The organism is Streptomyces carpinensis (assembly GCF_002154505.1).
Taxonomy (GTDB): domain Bacteria; phylum Actinomycetota; class Actinomycetes; order Streptomycetales; family Streptomycetaceae; genus Streptomyces; species Streptomyces carpinensis.
Map to the genome: position 1 here is coordinate 23185 of NZ_MUBM01000017.1, position 16765 is coordinate 39949.

At 72.0% G+C, this 16765-nt stretch carries 18 protein-coding genes; 12 read left to right on the top strand and 6 right to left on the bottom strand.

Annotated elements, in window-relative coordinates; translation table 11 throughout:
- Window positions 1-28 precede the first annotated feature (28 nt).
- The 5 genes from BZY54_RS03235 (at window position 29) to BZY54_RS03255 (ending at window position 3839) form a co-directional block, all read left to right on the top strand.
- Complete coding sequence (locus BZY54_RS03235; protein ID WP_086722943.1) at window positions 29-274, top strand: ferredoxin; 246 nt, start codon at window positions 29-31, stop codon at window positions 272-274.
- Entirely contained in the window at window positions 264-1658 is a 1395-nt protein-coding gene (locus tag BZY54_RS03240; RefSeq protein ID WP_086722945.1) for an NAD(P)/FAD-dependent oxidoreductase, read from the top strand. Before BZY54_RS03235 ends, BZY54_RS03240 begins: the two co-directional genes overlap by 11 nt.
- A 22-nt stretch (window positions 1659-1680) precedes the next feature.
- Window positions 1681-2919, top strand: coding sequence for a cytochrome P450 (locus BZY54_RS03245; RefSeq protein ID WP_086722947.1), 1239 nt, complete (start codon window positions 1681-1683; stop codon window positions 2917-2919).
- Window positions 2920-3085: 166 nt separating this feature from the next.
- Entirely contained in the window at window positions 3086-3286 is a 201-nt protein-coding gene (locus BZY54_RS03250) for a hypothetical protein (protein WP_086722949.1), read from the top strand.
- An 88-nt stretch (window positions 3287-3374) separates the two neighbouring features.
- Window positions 3375-3839, top strand: coding sequence for a hypothetical protein (locus tag BZY54_RS03255; RefSeq protein WP_086722951.1), 465 nt, complete (start codon window positions 3375-3377; stop codon window positions 3837-3839).
- Window positions 3840-3931: 92 nt separating this feature from the next.
- Here BZY54_RS03255 and BZY54_RS03260 read toward each other — a convergent pair whose 3' ends face one another.
- Entirely contained in the window at window positions 3932-4912 is a 981-nt protein-coding gene (locus BZY54_RS03260; RefSeq protein WP_086722953.1) for a pyridoxal-phosphate dependent enzyme, read from the bottom strand.
- A 326-nt stretch (window positions 4913-5238) separates the two neighbouring features.
- On the opposite strand from BZY54_RS03260, the gene BZY54_RS03265 reads away from it, so the two are divergent.
- The 6 genes from BZY54_RS03265 (at window position 5239) to nrfD (ending at window position 11215) form a co-directional block, all read left to right on the top strand.
- Window positions 5239-5691 (top strand): hypothetical protein, encoded by a 453-nt coding sequence (locus BZY54_RS03265; RefSeq protein ID WP_086722955.1) that lies wholly within the window; start codon window positions 5239-5241, stop codon window positions 5689-5691.
- 52 nt (window positions 5692-5743) lie between these two features.
- On the top strand, window positions 5744-6982 hold the full coding sequence (locus BZY54_RS03270; protein WP_086722957.1) for a carboxylate-amine ligase: 1239 nt from the start codon (window positions 5744-5746) through the stop codon (window positions 6980-6982).
- Complete coding sequence (locus tag BZY54_RS03275) at window positions 6909-7337, top strand: hypothetical protein (RefSeq protein ID WP_086722959.1); 429 nt, start codon at window positions 6909-6911, stop codon at window positions 7335-7337. Before BZY54_RS03270 ends, BZY54_RS03275 begins: the two co-directional genes overlap by 74 nt.
- A gap of 211 nt (window positions 7338-7548) precedes the next feature.
- Complete coding sequence (qcrB, locus tag BZY54_RS03280) at window positions 7549-9111, top strand: cytochrome bc1 complex cytochrome b subunit (RefSeq protein WP_086723041.1); 1563 nt, start codon at window positions 7549-7551, stop codon at window positions 9109-9111.
- A gap of 17 nt (window positions 9112-9128) precedes the next feature.
- On the top strand, window positions 9129-10178 hold the full coding sequence (locus BZY54_RS03285) for a 4Fe-4S dicluster domain-containing protein (RefSeq protein ID WP_244216933.1): 1050 nt from the start codon (window positions 9129-9131) through the stop codon (window positions 10176-10178).
- Window positions 10175-11215 carry an NrfD/PsrC family molybdoenzyme membrane anchor subunit gene (gene nrfD / locus BZY54_RS03290; protein WP_208640530.1) on the top strand — a complete coding sequence of 347 codons (1041 nt, stop codon included), beginning with the start codon at window positions 10175-10177 and terminating at the stop codon, window positions 11213-11215. Before BZY54_RS03285 ends, nrfD begins: the two co-directional genes overlap by 4 nt.
- A gap of 199 nt (window positions 11216-11414) precedes the next feature.
- Here nrfD and BZY54_RS03295 read toward each other — a convergent pair whose 3' ends face one another.
- Genes BZY54_RS03295 through coxB form a run of 5 tightly spaced genes read right to left on the bottom strand, consistent with a single transcriptional unit; the run spans window position 11415 to window position 15333 of the window.
- A complete protein-coding gene (locus BZY54_RS03295) occupies window positions 11415-12101 on the bottom strand; it encodes a haloacid dehalogenase type II (RefSeq protein ID WP_086722963.1) in 687 nt (228 codons plus the stop codon).
- A complete protein-coding gene (locus tag BZY54_RS52745; RefSeq protein WP_244216934.1) occupies window positions 12091-12624 on the bottom strand; it encodes a hypothetical protein in 534 nt (177 codons plus the stop codon). The genes BZY54_RS03295 and BZY54_RS52745 overlap by 11 nt, the downstream gene beginning before the upstream one ends.
- 5 nt (window positions 12625-12629) lie before the next feature.
- Window positions 12630-12989, bottom strand: coding sequence for a hypothetical protein (locus BZY54_RS03305; RefSeq protein ID WP_086722965.1), 360 nt, complete (start codon window positions 12987-12989; stop codon window positions 12630-12632).
- Entirely contained in the window at window positions 12986-14680 is a 1695-nt protein-coding gene (locus tag BZY54_RS03310; RefSeq protein WP_086722967.1) for a cytochrome c oxidase subunit I, read from the bottom strand. The genes BZY54_RS03305 and BZY54_RS03310 overlap by 4 nt, the downstream gene beginning before the upstream one ends.
- The gene (gene coxB / locus BZY54_RS03315; protein WP_086722969.1) at window positions 14677-15333 is read right to left on the bottom strand and encodes a cytochrome c oxidase subunit II; all 657 of its coding nucleotides are present in this window, start codon (window positions 15331-15333) and stop codon (window positions 14677-14679) included. Before coxB ends, BZY54_RS03310 begins: the two co-directional genes overlap by 4 nt.
- Window positions 15334-15649: 316 nt before the next feature.
- Between coxB and BZY54_RS50730 the strand changes: the two genes are divergently transcribed.
- Window positions 15650-16639, top strand: a complete 990-nt coding sequence (locus tag BZY54_RS50730) for a hemerythrin domain-containing protein (protein ID WP_158103805.1) — start codon at window positions 15650-15652, stop codon at window positions 16637-16639.
- The last annotated feature ends 126 nt before the right edge of the window (window positions 16640-16765 follow it).

A 16765-nucleotide genomic window follows, 5' to 3' on the forward strand; every position in this document is an offset into this window, starting at 1 on the left:
ACCTGGCCGCCGGAAGGGCGGGATGCCAATGAGGCTTGTCGTCGATCTCAACAAGTGCCAGGGATACGCACAGTGCGCGTTCCTCGCGCCGGACGTGTTCACCATGCACGGCGAGGAGACGCTCGTCTACAGCCCCTGGGCCGACGAGGAGCAGCGGGAGAAGGTGGCACGGGCCGTGGCGGCCTGCCCGGTGCAGGCGATCACGGCGGACGGACTCGACGGGGCGGGCGACCGGTCCACCGGTGCCGCGCAGGGGGCGTCCGATGCCCGCTGAGGAGTTCCACGAATGGCTCAGGCGCGAGGGGCGCATCGTCGTCGTGGGTGCCTCGCTGGCCGGCCTGCGGGCAGCCGAGACATTGCGCGCCGAGGGTTTCGCCGGCTCGCTGACCATGATCGGCGACGAGCCGTACCAGCCGTACGACCGTCCGCCGCTGTCCAAGGCGGTGCTGCTCGGCAAGGCGTCGCCGGACCACACGGAGCTGCCCCGGCGCCGTGACATCGACGCCACCTGGCGGCTGGGCGTGGCCGCGACCGGCCTCGACCTGGCGGCCAAGCGGGTGCGGCTCGCCGACGGCGACGAGGTGCCCTACGACCGCCTGCTCATCGCGACCGGAGTGCGCGCACGACCGTGGCCGAAGGAGGAGGAGGCCCAGCTCGACGGGGTCTTCGTGCTTCGTACCCGGGACGACGCCGTCCGGCTGCACCGGCGGCTGAAGGCCGCACCGCGTCGCGTGTTCGTCATCGGTGCCGGATTCACCGGGTCCGAGATCGCCTCCGCCTGCCGGGACCAGGGCATCGCCGTCAGCGTGGCGGAGCGCGCCGACGGTCCGCTGGTGGGCGCCCTCGGCGGGGTGATCGGCGCGGTGGCCGCGGAACTGCACCGTGACAACGGGGTGGACCTGCGCACCGGGGTCATGGTCACCGGCCTGGAGGGCGACTCGGTCGGACGGGTGCGCGCCGCCCATCTGTCCGACGGCAGCGTGGTCGAGACGGACGTCGTGGTCGTCTCGCTGGGGGCGACCCGCAACACCGACTGGCTGACCGGTTCCGGGCTGGGCGCCGGACCGCGCGGCATCGCCTGCGACGCGGGCTGCCGGGCCTTCGACTTCCGTGGCATCGTCACCGACGACGTGTTCGTGGCCGGCGACGTCGCCCGTTCCCCGCACCCGCTGTTCGGCTACCAGTTCCTCTCCCTGGAGCACTGGGGCAACGCCGTGGCCCAGGCCGAGGTGGCCGCGCACAACATGATCAGCCCCAGTTCCGACCGGCGCCCGCACATGTGGGTGCCCGCGTTCTGGTCCTCGCAGTTCGGTGTGAACATCAAGTCGATCGGTGTTCCGTCCATGGGCGACGAGATCATGATCACGCAGGGTTCGCTCGCCGAGCGCCGGTTCGTCGGGGTCTACGGCTACCAGGGGCGGATCATCGCCGCGGTGAGCTTCGACAACACGCGGTGGCTGGAGTTCTACGAGCGGCAGATCGAGATGGGCGCGCCGTTCCCGGTGGAGTACCCGACGGTGGACCGCCGGCCCGAGGGCCGCAAGCCGGTTCCGGCCGACTTCCCCGACCCGTCGCTGCCGACCCACGGTCCGACCGTGACGCTCAGCGGTTACTCCCCCTCCGACCGGCGCCTGGTCTTCACCCCGGCCCGCCACTGACCTCCCGACCCGAGGACCTCCCATGACGCACGCCTCGCTCCTGCGCCGGATCACCGACTTCTCCAGCCGCGCCGACCCGTATCCGCTGTACGAGGAGCTCCGCCGGACGCCGGTGCTGCACGAGGAGGAGGGAGGTCCATACGTCATCAGCTCGTACTACGACATCCTGGGCCTGCTCCACGACCCCCGGATCAGCTCCGACGCCACCAATCTCATCGCGCCGGGCGCGGACGAGCTGTCGGATCCGGAGGCCACCGGCCTGCCGCCGAGCTTCATCCGGCTCGATCCGCCCGAGCACGACCGGCTGCGGCGGATCGCCAACGGCTCCTTCGGCCCGCCGCACCGGCCGCGCCGGATCGACTCCATGCGCGGCGAGCTCCGCCGGATCGTCACCGAGCTCATCGACGGCATCGGGGACGCCCGGCGGATCGACCTCGTCGACCAGTTCGCGTACCCCTTCCCGGTGACCGTGATCTGCCGGCTGCTCGGAGTGCCGAGGGAGGACGAGCCGCGCTTTCGCGCCTGGGTCGACCCGATCGTCGCCGCGCTGGATCCGGAGAGCCGGGACAACCCCGAGGCACCGGTCCAGCGGGCCGCGCAGGAGGCACGGGTCCAGCTCGGCATGTACCTGGCCGGGCTGGTCGAGCAGCGCACCAGGGAGCCACGCGAGGACATGCTGTCCGACCTGGTCGTCAGCCATGGCCCCGACGGCTCGATGTCGATGATGGAGGTGCTCAGCACGGCCGTCCTGCTGCTGATCGCCGGGCACGAGACGACGGTCAACCTCATCACCAACGGCATGCTCACCCTGCTGCGTCACCCCGTGCACCTGGAACGGCTGCGTGAGGACCCGGGGGTGGCCGCCAACATCGTCGAGGAACTGCTGCGTTACGAGCCGCCGGTGCAGCTGGTGCCGCAGCGCACCTGCATCACGGACATCGAGCTGCGCGGCGTCACGATCCCCAAGGGCTCGCGGATCTGGCTCGTCCTGGCCGCGGGCAACCGGGACCCGGAGCGGTTCAAGGATCCGGACCGGTTCGACCCGGACCGCGAGGACCTTCAGCACCTCGGTTTCGGCAGCGGCATCCACAGCTGCTTCGGCGCGCCGCTGGCCCGGGTGGAGACGCAGATCGCGCTCGTCGAACTGGCTCGTCGCCTCGACAACCCGCGCCTGGTCGAGGACCCGCCGCCGTACCGGGAGAACGCGGTGCTGCGCGGCCCGCGGCATCTGAACCTCGACATCGACGGGGTGCGTCCCTGACGTCTCGCACGGGCATCCGCCGTCTGGCTTCGGCGGTCGATCGGGCTTCGGCGGCCGGTCGCGCAGCGTACGGGGTCGATTACACCGAAGATTCTTCTGGACAACTTAGAAAAATCAGACAAAATGGTGTGACGTCCACCACGCGACTTCAAGGAGCCGCCTCCGCATGGCGTACGGAGCCCACCACAGCCCCACCCCGCCTCCCCACCCCGATCTGAGCCTTGCCCGTGACTGCGAGCACTGCCTGGGGTGGGGAACCGTCATCACCCGCGACGGCCAGCACGAGTTGTGCGACACCTGCCAGCCAGAACCCGGATACGGCGACCCGCCGTTCGGCCCGCCCACGCACCGGCGGTTCCCCGGCTGAGCCCGACACCGGCGCGTCCGAGTGGTGCGACCTTCGGCACGGTCGTAGCGTCAGTACAGAGATCAGATGTCGTCGGCTGGGAGTGATCATGGGCACACACACAGTGAGGGCAGCAGTCACACTGGGTGCCGCCGCACTGCTCAGTGCGGGTCTGGCCACGGCCTCCGCCGCACCGGCGGCACAGTCGTCAGCGACGCCGGAGCACGCGAAGCCACCGCGGCCCGTACTCGTCGACTGCTTCTGGAAACCGCAGGCGCGCCCCGACGCGTTCATCCTCGCCTGCGGTGACGCCAACAGCCGTCTCGCCTCGCTGCACTGGTCGGCGTGGAACGCCAGGTCCGCGGTGGCCCGGGGCGTCAACTTCGTCAACGACTGCAAGCCGTACTGCGCGGCCGGCACCTTCCACTCGTATCCGGTCATCGTGCGGCTCGATCGCCCGGAGCCTTGGAAGAAGAACCCGCAGATGAAGCACTTCACCCGGATGAGCCTGGTGTTCACGGGCGCGCGGCCGGACGGGGCCCCGCGGGTGGTGACCTACCCTCTGTGGAACTGACATCGCGGTGACTCCCACTTGTGGGACCGACCTCCCTCGTCGGACCGAGGTGATGTGGGGCGGGTGCCCGCGAAAGCGGGCACCCCGTGTCGTCAGCCACCGATGATCTCGGTGAAGCGCCGGGTGTCGATGTTGCCTCCGGAGACGATGACACCGACCCGGCGGGGAAGCCGGTCGATCCGGTGCGCGAGCAGCGCGGCGAGGGCGCTCGCGCCGCTGGGCTCGACGACGATCTTCAGTCGCTCGAAGGCGAACCGCATGGCCTCGCGGATCTCGTCGTCGCTCACCAGGCTGATCGCGTCCACGAGACGCCGGTTGAGCGAGAAGGTGAGTTCCCCGGGGATGTCGGCGGCCTGACCGTCCGCGATGGTCCGGGGCACCGGCACGCCGACGCGGCGGCCGGCCTCGAGCGACCGCTTGGTGTCATCGCCGGCCTCCGGCTCGACGCCGACGACCCGCAGCGCCGGCAGCAGGCCCTTGCCGGCCGTGGCGCTGCCGGCGATCAGCCCTCCGCCGCCGACCGGGACGACCAGGGCGTCCAGTTCACCGGTCTCCTCGATCAGTTCGAGGGCCGCCGTGCCCTGGCCGGCGATGACATGCGGATGCTCGTACGGCGGTATGAGCGCGAGCCCGCGGTCGGCGGCGAGTGCCTCTCCGATGGCCACGCGGTCGCCGGTGTAACGGTCGTAGGTGACGATCTCCGCCCCGTAGCCCGCCGTCGCCTCCCGCTTGGAGCGCGGTGTGTCCTCCGGCATGACGATCACCGCGCCGGTGCCCAGCTCCCGGGCGGCCAGGGCCACGGCCTGGGCGTGGTTGCCGGAGGAGTACGCCGCGATCCCTCTGGCCAGCTGACCGGCGGACAGCCGGGAGGCGGCGTTGTACGCCCCGCGGAACTTGAAGGCGCCGACGCGCTGGAAGTTCTCGCACTTGACGTACACCTCCGCGCCGACGAGGGCGTCCAGGGTGCGCGAGCGCAGGACGGGGGTGCGGTGCGCCACGCCCTTGATCCGCTCGGCGGCGTCGCGGACGTCGTCCAGGGTCACGGACGCGGTCGCGGGCGGGGTGTCGGTCATGCCGGTGCTCCATCCTGGCCGGTGCCGCTGCGCACGCTACCGGCCGCCGTCTGGTCGGGTGCCGAGAACCTGGACGATGCGTCCAGGACATGGGACGAGCAGTCTAGATCGGTGGCCCGGCACGGCGTTCCGGCAGCCTGGGGGCGCTGCGCACATCGCGTCGTCCCGACAGCCGGACCCGTCGGGCTGCCGGCGTGTTTTCTCCTGCTGTTTCGCCGTCTCCACGGATGGAACCCGGAGGAGTCAACGGATGGAACCCTGAGAACCCGTCGGTACCCGAGTCAGGACCGCCCCACCGCACCACCACGACCCAGGGAGCGCCCGGGATGCACTCGATCACCAAAGGCCTGCTGGCAGGCGCCGCGGGCACTCTCGCACTCGACACGGCGAGTTACGGCGACATGCTGCTGCGCGGCCGGGCCGCCAGCGAGGTCCCGGCCCAGGTCGTGGGCCGTGTCGCCGATCGCGCCGGTGTACCACTCGGGGACGGCGAGGAGAAGGACAACCGCGCCGAGGCGGCCGGTGCGCTCTTTGGGTACCTCACCGGCATCGGGGCCGGTGCGGCGTACGGGTTGCTCCGTCACCGCAGGGCTCCCCTGCCGAACTGGGTGGCCGGGCCGCTGCTCGGCGCCGCCGTCATGGTGGGCGCCAACGGCCCGGCCACCGTCCTGCGGCTGACCGACCCCACCTCCTGGGACCTGACGTCATGGGTGTCCGACGTCGTACCGCACCTGGCGTACGGCCTGACGGCAGCCGCGGCCTACCGGGCGCTGGGCTGAACGGACGGACCGGCCGGCCACTCCGGAAGAACCACAAGGACAGGAACGAGCCGTGACGCTGCGCATCGGGGCGGAGGAGGAGTTCCACCTGCTGGACGCTCGCAGCGGCCTGCTGGTGTCGCGCGCCCGCGCGGTGCTCGACCGGCTGCCCGGGCACGGATTCGGGCCCGAATTCCGTCAGTGCGTCGTGGAGAGCAACAGCGGGGTGCACGAAACGCTCGACGGTCTCCGCGCCGACCTGGCCTCCTCCCGGCGCCGCCTGCACGCCGCGGCCGCCCAGCTGGGCCTCGCGCCGGTGGCCGCCGGTACCGTGCCGTTGGCCCGGCTCGGCTCGCGCGACGAGGTCACCGACGCTCCCCGCTACCGGCACATGGCCGACGAGTACCGCCGGGTCGCCGACGAGCAGCTGATCTGCAGCGCGCAGGTGCACGTCGACGTACCCGACCGGGACACGGCGGTACGCGCCATGTGCCGGGTCTCGCCCTGGCTGGCGCCCCTGCTCGCGCTGTCGGCGAGTTCGCCCTTCTGGCTCGGCGGGGACACCGGTTACGCCAGCTGGCGGACGATGGTGTGGCAGCGCTGGCCCACCGCCGGACCGGCCGGGTGCTACTCCGGTGCCGCCGACTACGACGCGGCACTGGAGGAGCTGATCGGCTCGGGCGTCATCACCGACCCGGGAATGGTCTACTACGACGTACGGCCCTCGGCGCACCAGAGCACGCTGGAGCTGCGGATCTGCGACGCCTGCCCTCGGGTGGAGACGGTCGTCCTGGTCGCCGGGCTCTTCCGGGCCCTGGTCCACGACGCGTGCGTGCGGCCGGCCCGCCGGGTCGGCCCCTCGTGCGGCGGCCACCACGAATGGCTGCGGGCCGCCGCCTGGCGAGCCGCCCGCTCCGGCCTCGAAGGCCCGCTGGTCGACCCGGTCACCCGGCGCGCGGTCCCCGCCCGCGTGGCCCTGGCGGGCATGCTGGCCCGGCTGCGCCCGGCGCTGGAGGCGTCCGGCGACTGGGAGACCGTGCACGAACTGCTGGACCGGGCCCTGGCCGACGGCAGCGCCGCGCGCCGGCTGCGGCGGGCCGCCGAGAGCGGGGGCCTGCGCGCCGCGGTCCGTCTGCTGATCACCGAGACCCGCGGCGACACGCTGCCGGTGAGTGCTTCGGCGCCGACGGGCCCGGCTGATCCTCTGTCCTCGACCACGCGGTGTCCGAGGAGTGACGATGTGGAAGCCGAAGAAGCGCGAGGAGCGCGAACAGCGGGAGAAGCGCGCAAGGAGGCGCCGACGACCCGTTGAGTCGCTGCCGTTGGAGTTGTGCGACCTGTGCGCCGTGACCTTCCCGGTGGACGAGGCGGTGCGCGGATACGTGCCCGACTCCTCCTATGTCCATCCCACGCACGACTGGTTCGACGGGCTGCGTCCCGTCATCACGTGCAGTGACGCCCACTTGGAGGTGATCCGGGACCGGTACCGGCTGCGCCCCTTCGTCCAGGAGGAGTTCTGGGCGGCCAAGATCGAGCGCGCCCTGAGCGGTGACACGCCGGTGCTCACCATGGAGCAGCTCGGCTGCCGCACCGGACTGCAGGCCCCGGAGATCCGGCGCGGCATCGCCTGGCACAACGAGCACCGTGGGGAGGAGACACCGCACTGACGCGCCGCGCACCCGCGCTTCACGCGGCGGGCCGCCTCGAGCGCCGTTTCGGACGCGCGCCGTGCGGGCACCCGTGCCAGGCTCGTTGAGGAGCACGGGACGGTGGCGCGCGCGGCGGCAGAAAGGCGGGCAGGGCGTGGCGGAGTCCTACGAACGCCTCTGGTCGCCGCCCTCCCGCGGCGAGCGGGTGGCGGCCGCGCTGGACAAGCGGATGCCGCTGAGCGCTACGGGCAAGCAGTTCCTGCGCAAGGCGTTCCCGGACCACTGGTCGTTCCTGCTCGGCGAGATCGCGCTGTACTGCCTGCTCGTCCTGGTGGTCACCGGCGTCTTTCTGAGCTTCTTCTTCCATCCGGACATGACGGAGCAGCCGTACACCGGTTCCTACGCGCCCTTGCACGGCAGGATGACGTCGCAGGCGTACGCATCGGTGCTGCACATCAGCTTCGACGTCCGCGGCGGCCTGCTGCTGCGGCAGATCCACCACTGGGCGGCGCTGGTGTTCGTCGCGGCGATCGGGGTGCATCTGCTGCGGATCTTCCTCACCGGTGCCTTCCGCCGGCCCAGGGAAGTCAACTGGACGATCGGCGTGACACTGTTCGGGCTGGCCCTGCTGGAGGGCTTCTGCGGCTACTCGCTCCCCGACGACCTGCTGTCCGGTACGGGTCTGCGCACGGCCCAGGGCATCATGCTGTCGATCCCGGTCGTCGGAACGTACCTCCAGTTCTTCGTCTTCGGCGGCCAGTTCCCCGGGCACGAGATCATCCCGCGCATGTACGTGTTCCACATCCTGCTGCTGCCGGGCCTGCTCCTCGCGCTCGTCGGCGTCCACCTGGGGTTCGTCGTGCACCACAAGCACACCCACTGGGCGAAGCCCGGCCACACCAATCGCAACGTGGTCGGCAAGCCCATGGTCCCCCAGTACTCGGCGAAGTCCATCGGCCTGTTCTTCACCCTGACGGGCGTACTGGCCCTGATGAGTGCGCTGATGCAGATCAACCCGGTGTGGTCCTTCGGCCCCTACCGCGCCGACCACGTCTCCCTGGACGCCCAGCCGGACTGGTATGTGGGCTTCCTGGAAGGCGCGCTGCGCCTGATGCCGGCCGCGGAGACGAACGTCGCCGGGCACACCGTCGTGTGGGACGTGTTCCTGCCGGGCGTCGTCCTGCCCACGACGGTCTTCGTCGTCCTGTACGCCTATCCCTTCTTCGAGCGGTGGGTCACGGGCCCCACGCCGGAGCGGCACCTGTGCGACCGGCCGCGCAACCAGCCCACGCGCACGGCCCTGGGGGTCGCGGCCGTCTCGGTGTACGCGGTGCTGCTCATGGCGGGCGGTCAGGACGTCCTGTCGTACGTGTTCCACGCACCCTTCGAAGTGCTGACGTACTCCTTCCGGGCGCTGCTGTTCGTGCTGCCCGTGGTGGCCTACCACCTCACCAAGCGGGCGTGCCTCGGCCTGCAGGCGGCCGACCGGCGCCGCCTGACGGAGGGTCGGGCCACGGCCGAGGTGCGGCGCACCCCGGGCGGCGGTTACCAGGTGGTGCGCACGCCCCTGTCCGGAGCGGAGGCGTACCGCATCCTCGTGCGCGACGAACCGCGGCCCCGCGCGCACGGGACGGAGGTGTGGCGCTGGTTCCGCAAGCACCGGATCCGCAACGCCCTGAGCCGGTGGTACTTCGCCCAGCGGGTGGAACTGCCCACCACCGAGTGGCAGCGCAAGCGCATCGAGGTGGCGCGGGCCGCCCCGGAAGAGGCCCAGAACAGCGGCGAGAGCTGAGCTAAGGAGGTCGGAGCATGACCGAGGGCAAGACCACGGCCGTGAACGCGGCGGGCGGCGATCCGCCCCCGTCCAGGAAGCTGTTCTCCGGGCCGCAGCCGAACGTGGCGCAGGCCGCCGGTTACCCCGACGCGCCGCCGCGCATGGGCTTCTTCACCGACACCTCCGTCTGCATCGGCTGCAAGGCCTGCGAAGTGGCGTGCAAGGAGTGGAACTCCGTGCCGGAGGACGGCCTGGAGCTGACCGGCATGTCCTACGACAACACCCAGGGGCTGGGCGCGGACACCTGGCGGCATGTGGCCTTCATCGAGCAGCGCAAGCCGCTGGGCGGCCAGGAACCCGGCGTCGACCACAGCGGTTTCGACGTGTTCGAGGCAGCCCGCAACCTCGGCAGTTCCCCTGCCTCCCCCGGCCCCGGGGCCACCGCTCCCTCACCCGAGTCGGCGCCCGCGGGGGCGCCGGCCGGGTCGATCTCCCCGGTGTCGCCCGACGGGCGGACCGAGCTGCGCTGGTTGATGTCCTCCGACGTGTGCAAGCACTGCACGCACGCGGCCTGCCTCGACGTCTGCCCCACGGGGGCGCTGTTCCGCACCGAGTTCGGCACGGTGGTGGTGCAGGAGGACGTGTGCAACGGCTGCGGGTACTGCGTGCCCGCCTGCCCGTACGGGGTCATCGACCAGCGCAAGGAGGACGGCCGGGTCTGGAAGTGCACGCTGTGCTACGACCGGCTCGGTGTCGGCATGGAACCGGCCTGCGCCAAGTCCTGCCCCACCGATTCCATCCAGTTCGGCCCGCTGGAGGAGCTGCGCGAGCGGGCCGCTGCCCGGGTGGCGCAGCTGCACGCGGCCGGTGTCACCGATGCCCGGCTGTACGGCGAGAGCCCGGACGACGGGGTGGGTGGTGACGGAGCGTTCTTCCTGCTGCTCGACGAACCCGAGGTCTACGGCCTGCCGCCGGACCCGGTGGTCACCACCCGGGACCTGCCGGCGATGTGGAAGCACGCGGCGATGGCCGCGGCCTCGCTCGCCGCGCTGGGCTTCGCCAGTTTCGTCAGGAGGCCCCGATGAGTGAATCGGATGTCACCCGCAAGGGTGTCGAGGGGGCGCGGCCGGGGCGCGAGGCCCTGACGGGCGCTCGTGCCGGGCGGCGCAGGCGGCGGCGTGGCCGCGGAGAGCAGCCGGTGGTCCCCGACGCCCGGTTCTCGTCGTACTACGGCAAACCGGTCCTGAACAAGCCCACCTGGAAACCCCTCGACATCGCCGGTTACCTCTACCTCGGCGGTCTGGCCGGCGGGGCGTCGCTGCTGGCGGCGGGCGCCCACGCCACCGGGCGCCCGGACCTGGCGCGCGTGACGAAGCTGGGTGCGGCAGGCGCCATCACCGTGTCGCTGGGCGCGCTCGTGCACGACCTGGGCCGGCCCGCTCGTTTCATCAACATGCTCCGCGTCGTCAAGCCCACTTCGCCGATGAACATGGGCTCGTGGCTGCTGGCCGGGTACGCGCCGCTGACGATGGCCGCCGCTGCCGCCGATGTGGCCGGCCGCTACCGCCTCGTCGGCGCGGGCGCCACGGCGGCCGCCGCCGCGCTGGGTCCGGCGGTCGCCACCTACACCGCGGTGCTGCTCTCCGACACGGCGGTGCCGTCCTGGCACGAGGGCTACCGGGAGTTGCCCTTCGTCTTCGCCGGTTCCGGAGCCAGTGCGGCGGCAGGCCTGGCGCTGGCCTTCGTGCCGGCTGCCCAGGCCGGTCCGGCTCGCCGCATGGCGGTGCTCGGTGCCGCGCTGGAGCTGGGCGCGTTCCAGCTGATGAAGCGGCACATCGGTCTGGCGGCCGAGCCGTTCGAGCAGGGCAGGCCGCACAAGCTGCTGCGGGCCGCGGAAATGCTCACGGCGGGTGGCGCCGCGCTGGCGGCGTACGCGGGTGCGGGCGCGGGTCCGCGTGCCGGGTGGCGGGGCAGGGCGCCGGCGGTCGCGGCCGGGCTGGCCCTGCTGACCGGTTCCGCCGCACTGCGGTTCGGGGTGTTCCACGCCGGGGTGCACTCGGCGGAGGACCCGAAGTACACGGTCGTACCTCAGCGGGAGCGGATGCGGGCCCGCGCCGGCTGACGAGGACCGGCCGGCGCCCTGGCGGGCGGAGCCGAGGGCCTCTCCGGCCGGTCCCGTCGGATCGGTGTGCGGCGTCTGCCTGCGTGCGTCGCGACACGGGGGGCGCCCACTGCTGGTTGCCGTACCGGCCGTACGAGGGCGCCCGACGGCGCGGCGTGGAGCCGGGCGTCGCGGGCCCGTCGGAGATCTCCAGGCCTCGTCAGGCCCCTCCCAGACGCCGGGCGAGGTCTCGCAGGCCGGTCGCGGCGACGTCGGCGGGACGGAAGGCGGACGGGTAGGGCTGGGGCGTGCGGCTCAGCCATGCGGTGCGCAGGCCCGCGCGGGCGGCCCCGTCGACGTCCCAGGGGTGCACCGCCACGAGCATCGCCGAACCGGCCGGCACGCCGGCCGCCCGAACGGCGTGGGCGTAGGCGGCCGGGTGCGGCTTCCAGCGGCCACCGGCGCCCTGGATGTCCAGATGGGCTTCGAAGCAGTCCGCCAGGCCGGCCTTGGCCAGGACCGCGCGGGTGGTGTCCGCCGATCCGTTCGTCAGCGTGATCAGCCGGTGCCCGGCCCTGTGCAGGGCGCGTACGCCGTCGGGGACGTCCGGGTGGACCGGCAGTTCCGGCAGCGCGGCCAGGACGCGCCCGGTCAGGGGCTCGGGGTCCTCGCCGGGCCGATCCCGTGCCAGCAGGGTCCGCAGTCCGTCCGCGGCGACGTCCGAGAAGGGGGCGTGGCCACCGGCGAGAGTCAGGGCGATACCGTCGCGCAGCACACCGGCGAACCACAGTGGCAGTACGTCGGCCGAGAGCCCCGCCGCGCCCAGGCAGGCGCCGAGCGGGCTCATGTCGGTGAGGGTTTCGTTGACGTCGAAGACGAGGACGTCCGGGCGGGTGTCAAGGGGCATGGGGGCCACCTTCCGGGGAGGGGACGAGGGTGCGGGCGGCCAGCCGCTCCTCCCGGTTCGCCCAGGACCAGGTGATCGCCGCCGCGGCGACACCGATCGGCAGCATGCCCGCGATCATCGCGATCCCCTGCGCCGGCTGACCGGCCGCGACGACGCCGACGGCGGGCAGGTCCAGCAGCGGCGCGGCGAGGAACAGGTACAGGCACCGGCCGGCGTCACCGAGGCGGTGCCGGGTGCGGGCGAGCACGGGAATCCAGAAGAGCACCGCTGCGGCCAGCAGCACCGGCTCGCTCACCCACGCGCCGCCCGGGAGACCGTCGTGCGGCAGGCCGCCGAGCACCACCCCGGCGTGCAGCAGTACCAGCAGCGGCAGGGCGACGCCCGCGGGCACGCTCACCCGCTGCCACAGCGGCGAGCGCCGGGCGAGCATCAGCACAGCCGGGACCACGGCGGCCGGCACGAAGCCGGAGAGCCCCATCGCGACGACGGACGACAGGGAGGCCGGGTCCGTCGAGTGGTGCATGCGGATCACCCCTCCGAGGCCGTGGTGCCGTGCAGGGCCAGCGCGATCGCCACGCCGAACAGCGGGACGGCGAGCGCCAGCAGCCACAGGCCGTAGACGAAGGCCAGCGCGACGAGCGCGCAGCCGAGGGCCACGACCGGTACCGCCCCTGCCCCGCGATCCGGCACCCGGTAACGGACGTGCTGGTCGGGGCCGGTACGCGAGGAGGCAAGCACGGCCAGCGCGGCCACTTCCAGCAGCGCGACGACACCTCCGTACAGCCAGAAGACCAGGGAACTCTCGCCGTAGATGCCGAGCACGGCCAGCAGGAGTCCGTTGAGCGCGCCCCAGCCGGCGACGACCACGTACGGCAGATGGCGTTTCACGATCCGCTCGCCCCCTCCTGCTCCGCTCCCACCGCCGCCCCGCTCGCCCGTCGCTCCCGCAGGTCGAGGAGCGGGGCGAAGCTGGTGATGGGCGGCAGCGACCGGTCCGCGGCGAAGTTGAACCGGGGCGGCGGCGAGGACGTGGCCCATTCCAGGGTGTGCGCCTGCCACGGGTCGTCGCCGGCGTTCCCCGACCGGCCCAGGGCCACCTTGCGCAGCGTCCACAGCACGTTCACGACGAAGACGCCGATGCCCACGGCGAGGAAGCCCGCCCCGATGCTGGCGAGCAGGTTCAGCCAGGCGAAGCCGTCGAAGGAGGCGTAGGTCGCCACCCGGCGCGGCATGCCCTGGTAGCCGAGGGCGAACATGGGCAGGAACGTCAGGTTCGTGCCGACCACCAGCAGCCAGAAGTGCAGCCGGCCGAGCCGCTCGCTCAGCATCGCCCCGGTGACCTTCGGGGTCCAGTAGTAGACGGCCGCGAACAGACCGAAGGCACTGCCGGCGAAGAGCACGTAGTGCAGGTGGGCCACGACGAAGTAGCTGTCGGTGACGTGGTAGTCGATCACCGGGGTGCCGACCATGATGCCGGTGAGCCCCCCGATCAGGAACTGCGGGATGAAGGCGAGGGCGAACAGCATCGGCGTACGCAGGCGGATCCGGCCGCCGAGGATCGTGCCGATCATGCCGAAGTACTCCACGCCCGCGGGGACGAGGAGGGCGATGGACGTCAGGGAGTAGTAGTCGTTGGTGGCCTGTCCGGTGGCGAACATGTGGTGGCCCCACACGCTCATGGACAGGGCGGCGAAGACCAGCAGCGACAGGGCTGTGCCCTTGTAGCCGAAGAACCGGCGGCCGGAGAAGACGGCCAGCACCTCCGCGACGGCGGCGAGGTAGGGGAAGAACATCACGTACACGACCGGGTGACCGTAGAACCAGAACAGGTGCTGGTAGCCGATGTTCCAGGTGTTCGAGGTGAAGACGGAGGCGTCGGCGCGGCCCACGGCCAGCAGGGCGAGCGCCGCGAGCAGGGCGGGGAAGGCACCGATCACCATCAGACAGCTGGCGATCATCGACCAGCAGAACACGGGCAGGCGCAGCATCGTCATGCCCCGCGCGCGGCGTCGCAGCACCGTCCACAGCACGGTCCAGCCCATGATGATGACGCCGGTGGTGGCCAGGAGGACCCCTGCGATCCACAGGTCCGACCCGAGGCCGGGCGAGTGCACCTTGTCCGCGAGCGGCGGGTAGGAGAACCAGCCGCCCGCGTGGGCTCCCTGGGGCGTGGCGAAGCCGGAGAGCATCAGCACGGCGCCGAGCACGTAGAGCCAGTAGCCCAGCAGTGTCAGGCGCGGTGCGGCGATGCCTGGTGCCCCGATCTGCAGCGGCACCAGGTAGGTCCCCATCCCGACGGCGAACGGGGTGAGCACCATGTAGATCATGCCGGAACCGTGGATGGTGAAGAGCTGGCTGAAGGTGGCCGGGTCGACCACGTGCAGGTCGGGCTGGGCGAGCTGGCTGCGCATCAGCAGGGCGAGAACGCCCATGAGCAGGAAGATGACCAGCGAGGTGCCGATGGTCAGCAGCCCGATGCGCTTGTGGTCCGTCGAGGTCACCCAGCCCAGCCAGCCGCCCGGGACGACCGGCCGGCCCCCGGTGTCCTCGGTGCCGGCGGCGGGGGACGCGACTGTCACGTCGCGGTCCCTGTCCCGGTGCCGATCGGCTGCCCGTGCAGGTACCGGTCGTACTCCTCGGGCGAGACGGCCTTGATCCAGAAGTCCATGGCGTAGTGCCTCTCACCGCAGAACTCCGCGCACCGGCCCCGCCAGCGGCCCTCATGGTCGAGGGTGAGGGTGAAGGTGTTCACGTGGTCGGGGAAGGCGTCCATCTTGTAGCGCAAGTCCGGGACCCACAGCGAGTGGATGACGTCGTTGGAGGTCAGTCGCAGCTCCACGGGGCGACCGGTGGGCACGACCAGCGTGGGCAGGTCCTTGCCGCGGCAGGTGCCGGTGACGCTGACCTTGGCGGGGGACTGCGGGTAGCCGAACTTCCAGCACCATTGGAAGCCCATCACGTCGACGCGGACGGGTGTGCGGTTCGGTGGGCGGTGCTCCTCGTGGTTCTGCCAGGCGGTCCAGGCGACGAGGAACGCCGCGAAGGCGGCGAGGACACCGACGTAGTACTTCTCCAGCACGGGACGTTGGGGCCTGTCCGAAGGGGTCGGCTGCCGGCCGGCACGCCGCCTGACGACCGCGTGGCACACCAGGGCGAGGACGACCAGGAACACGAATGCGGCGACGGCCGACTCCAGGGTGAAGACGGTGCCGAAGACACGGCGCTGGATCACCGTGCCACCCTTTCGGCCGACCGGTCCGCGCCCGATGTGCCGTCCGGGCGAGGGGACGGGGCACCCGCCACGGCTCCCCGGTGGACCCGCTCGACCATACGATCACTCCCCTCGCATCCCGCCGGACCGCGGCCACCCGGACATTACGGGCATGCCGGATGCTCTGCGAGAAGACACACCGCCACGCCGCTGCCGGCAGTCCCCCCGGCGACCGCGGCTCACACCTTCCGTGCCGTGCTTCGCCCGTTTCACCCGATCAACCACGGGTACTTCGCAGCACCGGAGGGAAGTCGGCCGGACGGAAGGAGGCGATCCATTGCCCAGCCGCAGCCAGGTGCGGCGTCTGCTCGCGGACGGCCTCGACTACGAGGAGGCCGGACGGCGGCTCGGTGTGCCCCCGGGTCAGGCCTTCCTGATCGCCACCGGTCTGCCGGCCGACGGCGGCGGCACGCTGCCCACGGCGGAGCAGCACCGTCCCGGCATGCCACAGGAGTCCACCCAGCACTTGGCGAACCCGCCCACGGAGAACCCCACCGGCAAGGACGAGACCAGGCAGTGGCTGAAGCACCGGGCCGCCGCCGACCGGCAGATGCGGCAGGCCGCCGAGCAGCGCGACGCCTGCCCGGAAGGCGAGCGCGCGCCCGGTGACGTGCACGAGCTCACCGACGTGCTGACCCGCGACCACGACCGGGTCACCGCGCTGCTGAAGCAGCTGCAGGCCCTCCCGGGCAGGAAGCAGGGCGGCACGGAGGCCCAGCGGCTGCGCCGGCAGTCCGTCGTGGACCTGATCGCCGAGGCGCTGGCGAGTCACGAGCCGGCCGAACAGCGCCATCTGTGGCCGACCGTGCGTCAGGTACTGGACGACGGGGACCGGCTGGCCGACCAGGCGCTGGAGCAGGAGAGCCAGAGCACCCGCACCCTGTCGGACCTGCGGCGCGCCTCGCCGCACGGCGAGGAGTTCGACGAGCTGGCCGGGCAGCTCGGGACCCAGCTGCGCCGGCACGTCGCCTTCGAGGATGCCGTGTTCGCCCGGCTGCGCGAGAATCTCGCGCAGGACGACCGTGAGCTGCTGGGCTCAAGGATCGTCCAGACCTGGCGAACCGGACCGACCCGGCCCCAGCCGCACGCCCCGGCACGTCCGCCGGCCGCGGTGGCCGACGCCGGCGCGGCGGCCGGGCTGATGGACCGGATCAGCGACACGGTGGGCGAGCGCCACGCGGACCGCAAGGGAACCGAGCGCGCGGACCACGAGAACCCGGAGCAGCACGAGGAGAGCGAACCGAGACCTCGTCCAGAAGGGTCCTGACGACACTCAGGACTCATCCGGCGGACGCCAGTGGAAGACGGCGGCCGGACCGCCCCCGAGGCACGAAGAGGCACGAAGAGCAGGACCCGGGCAGCACCGCACGGGCTCACGCGAAAGGGCTCACGT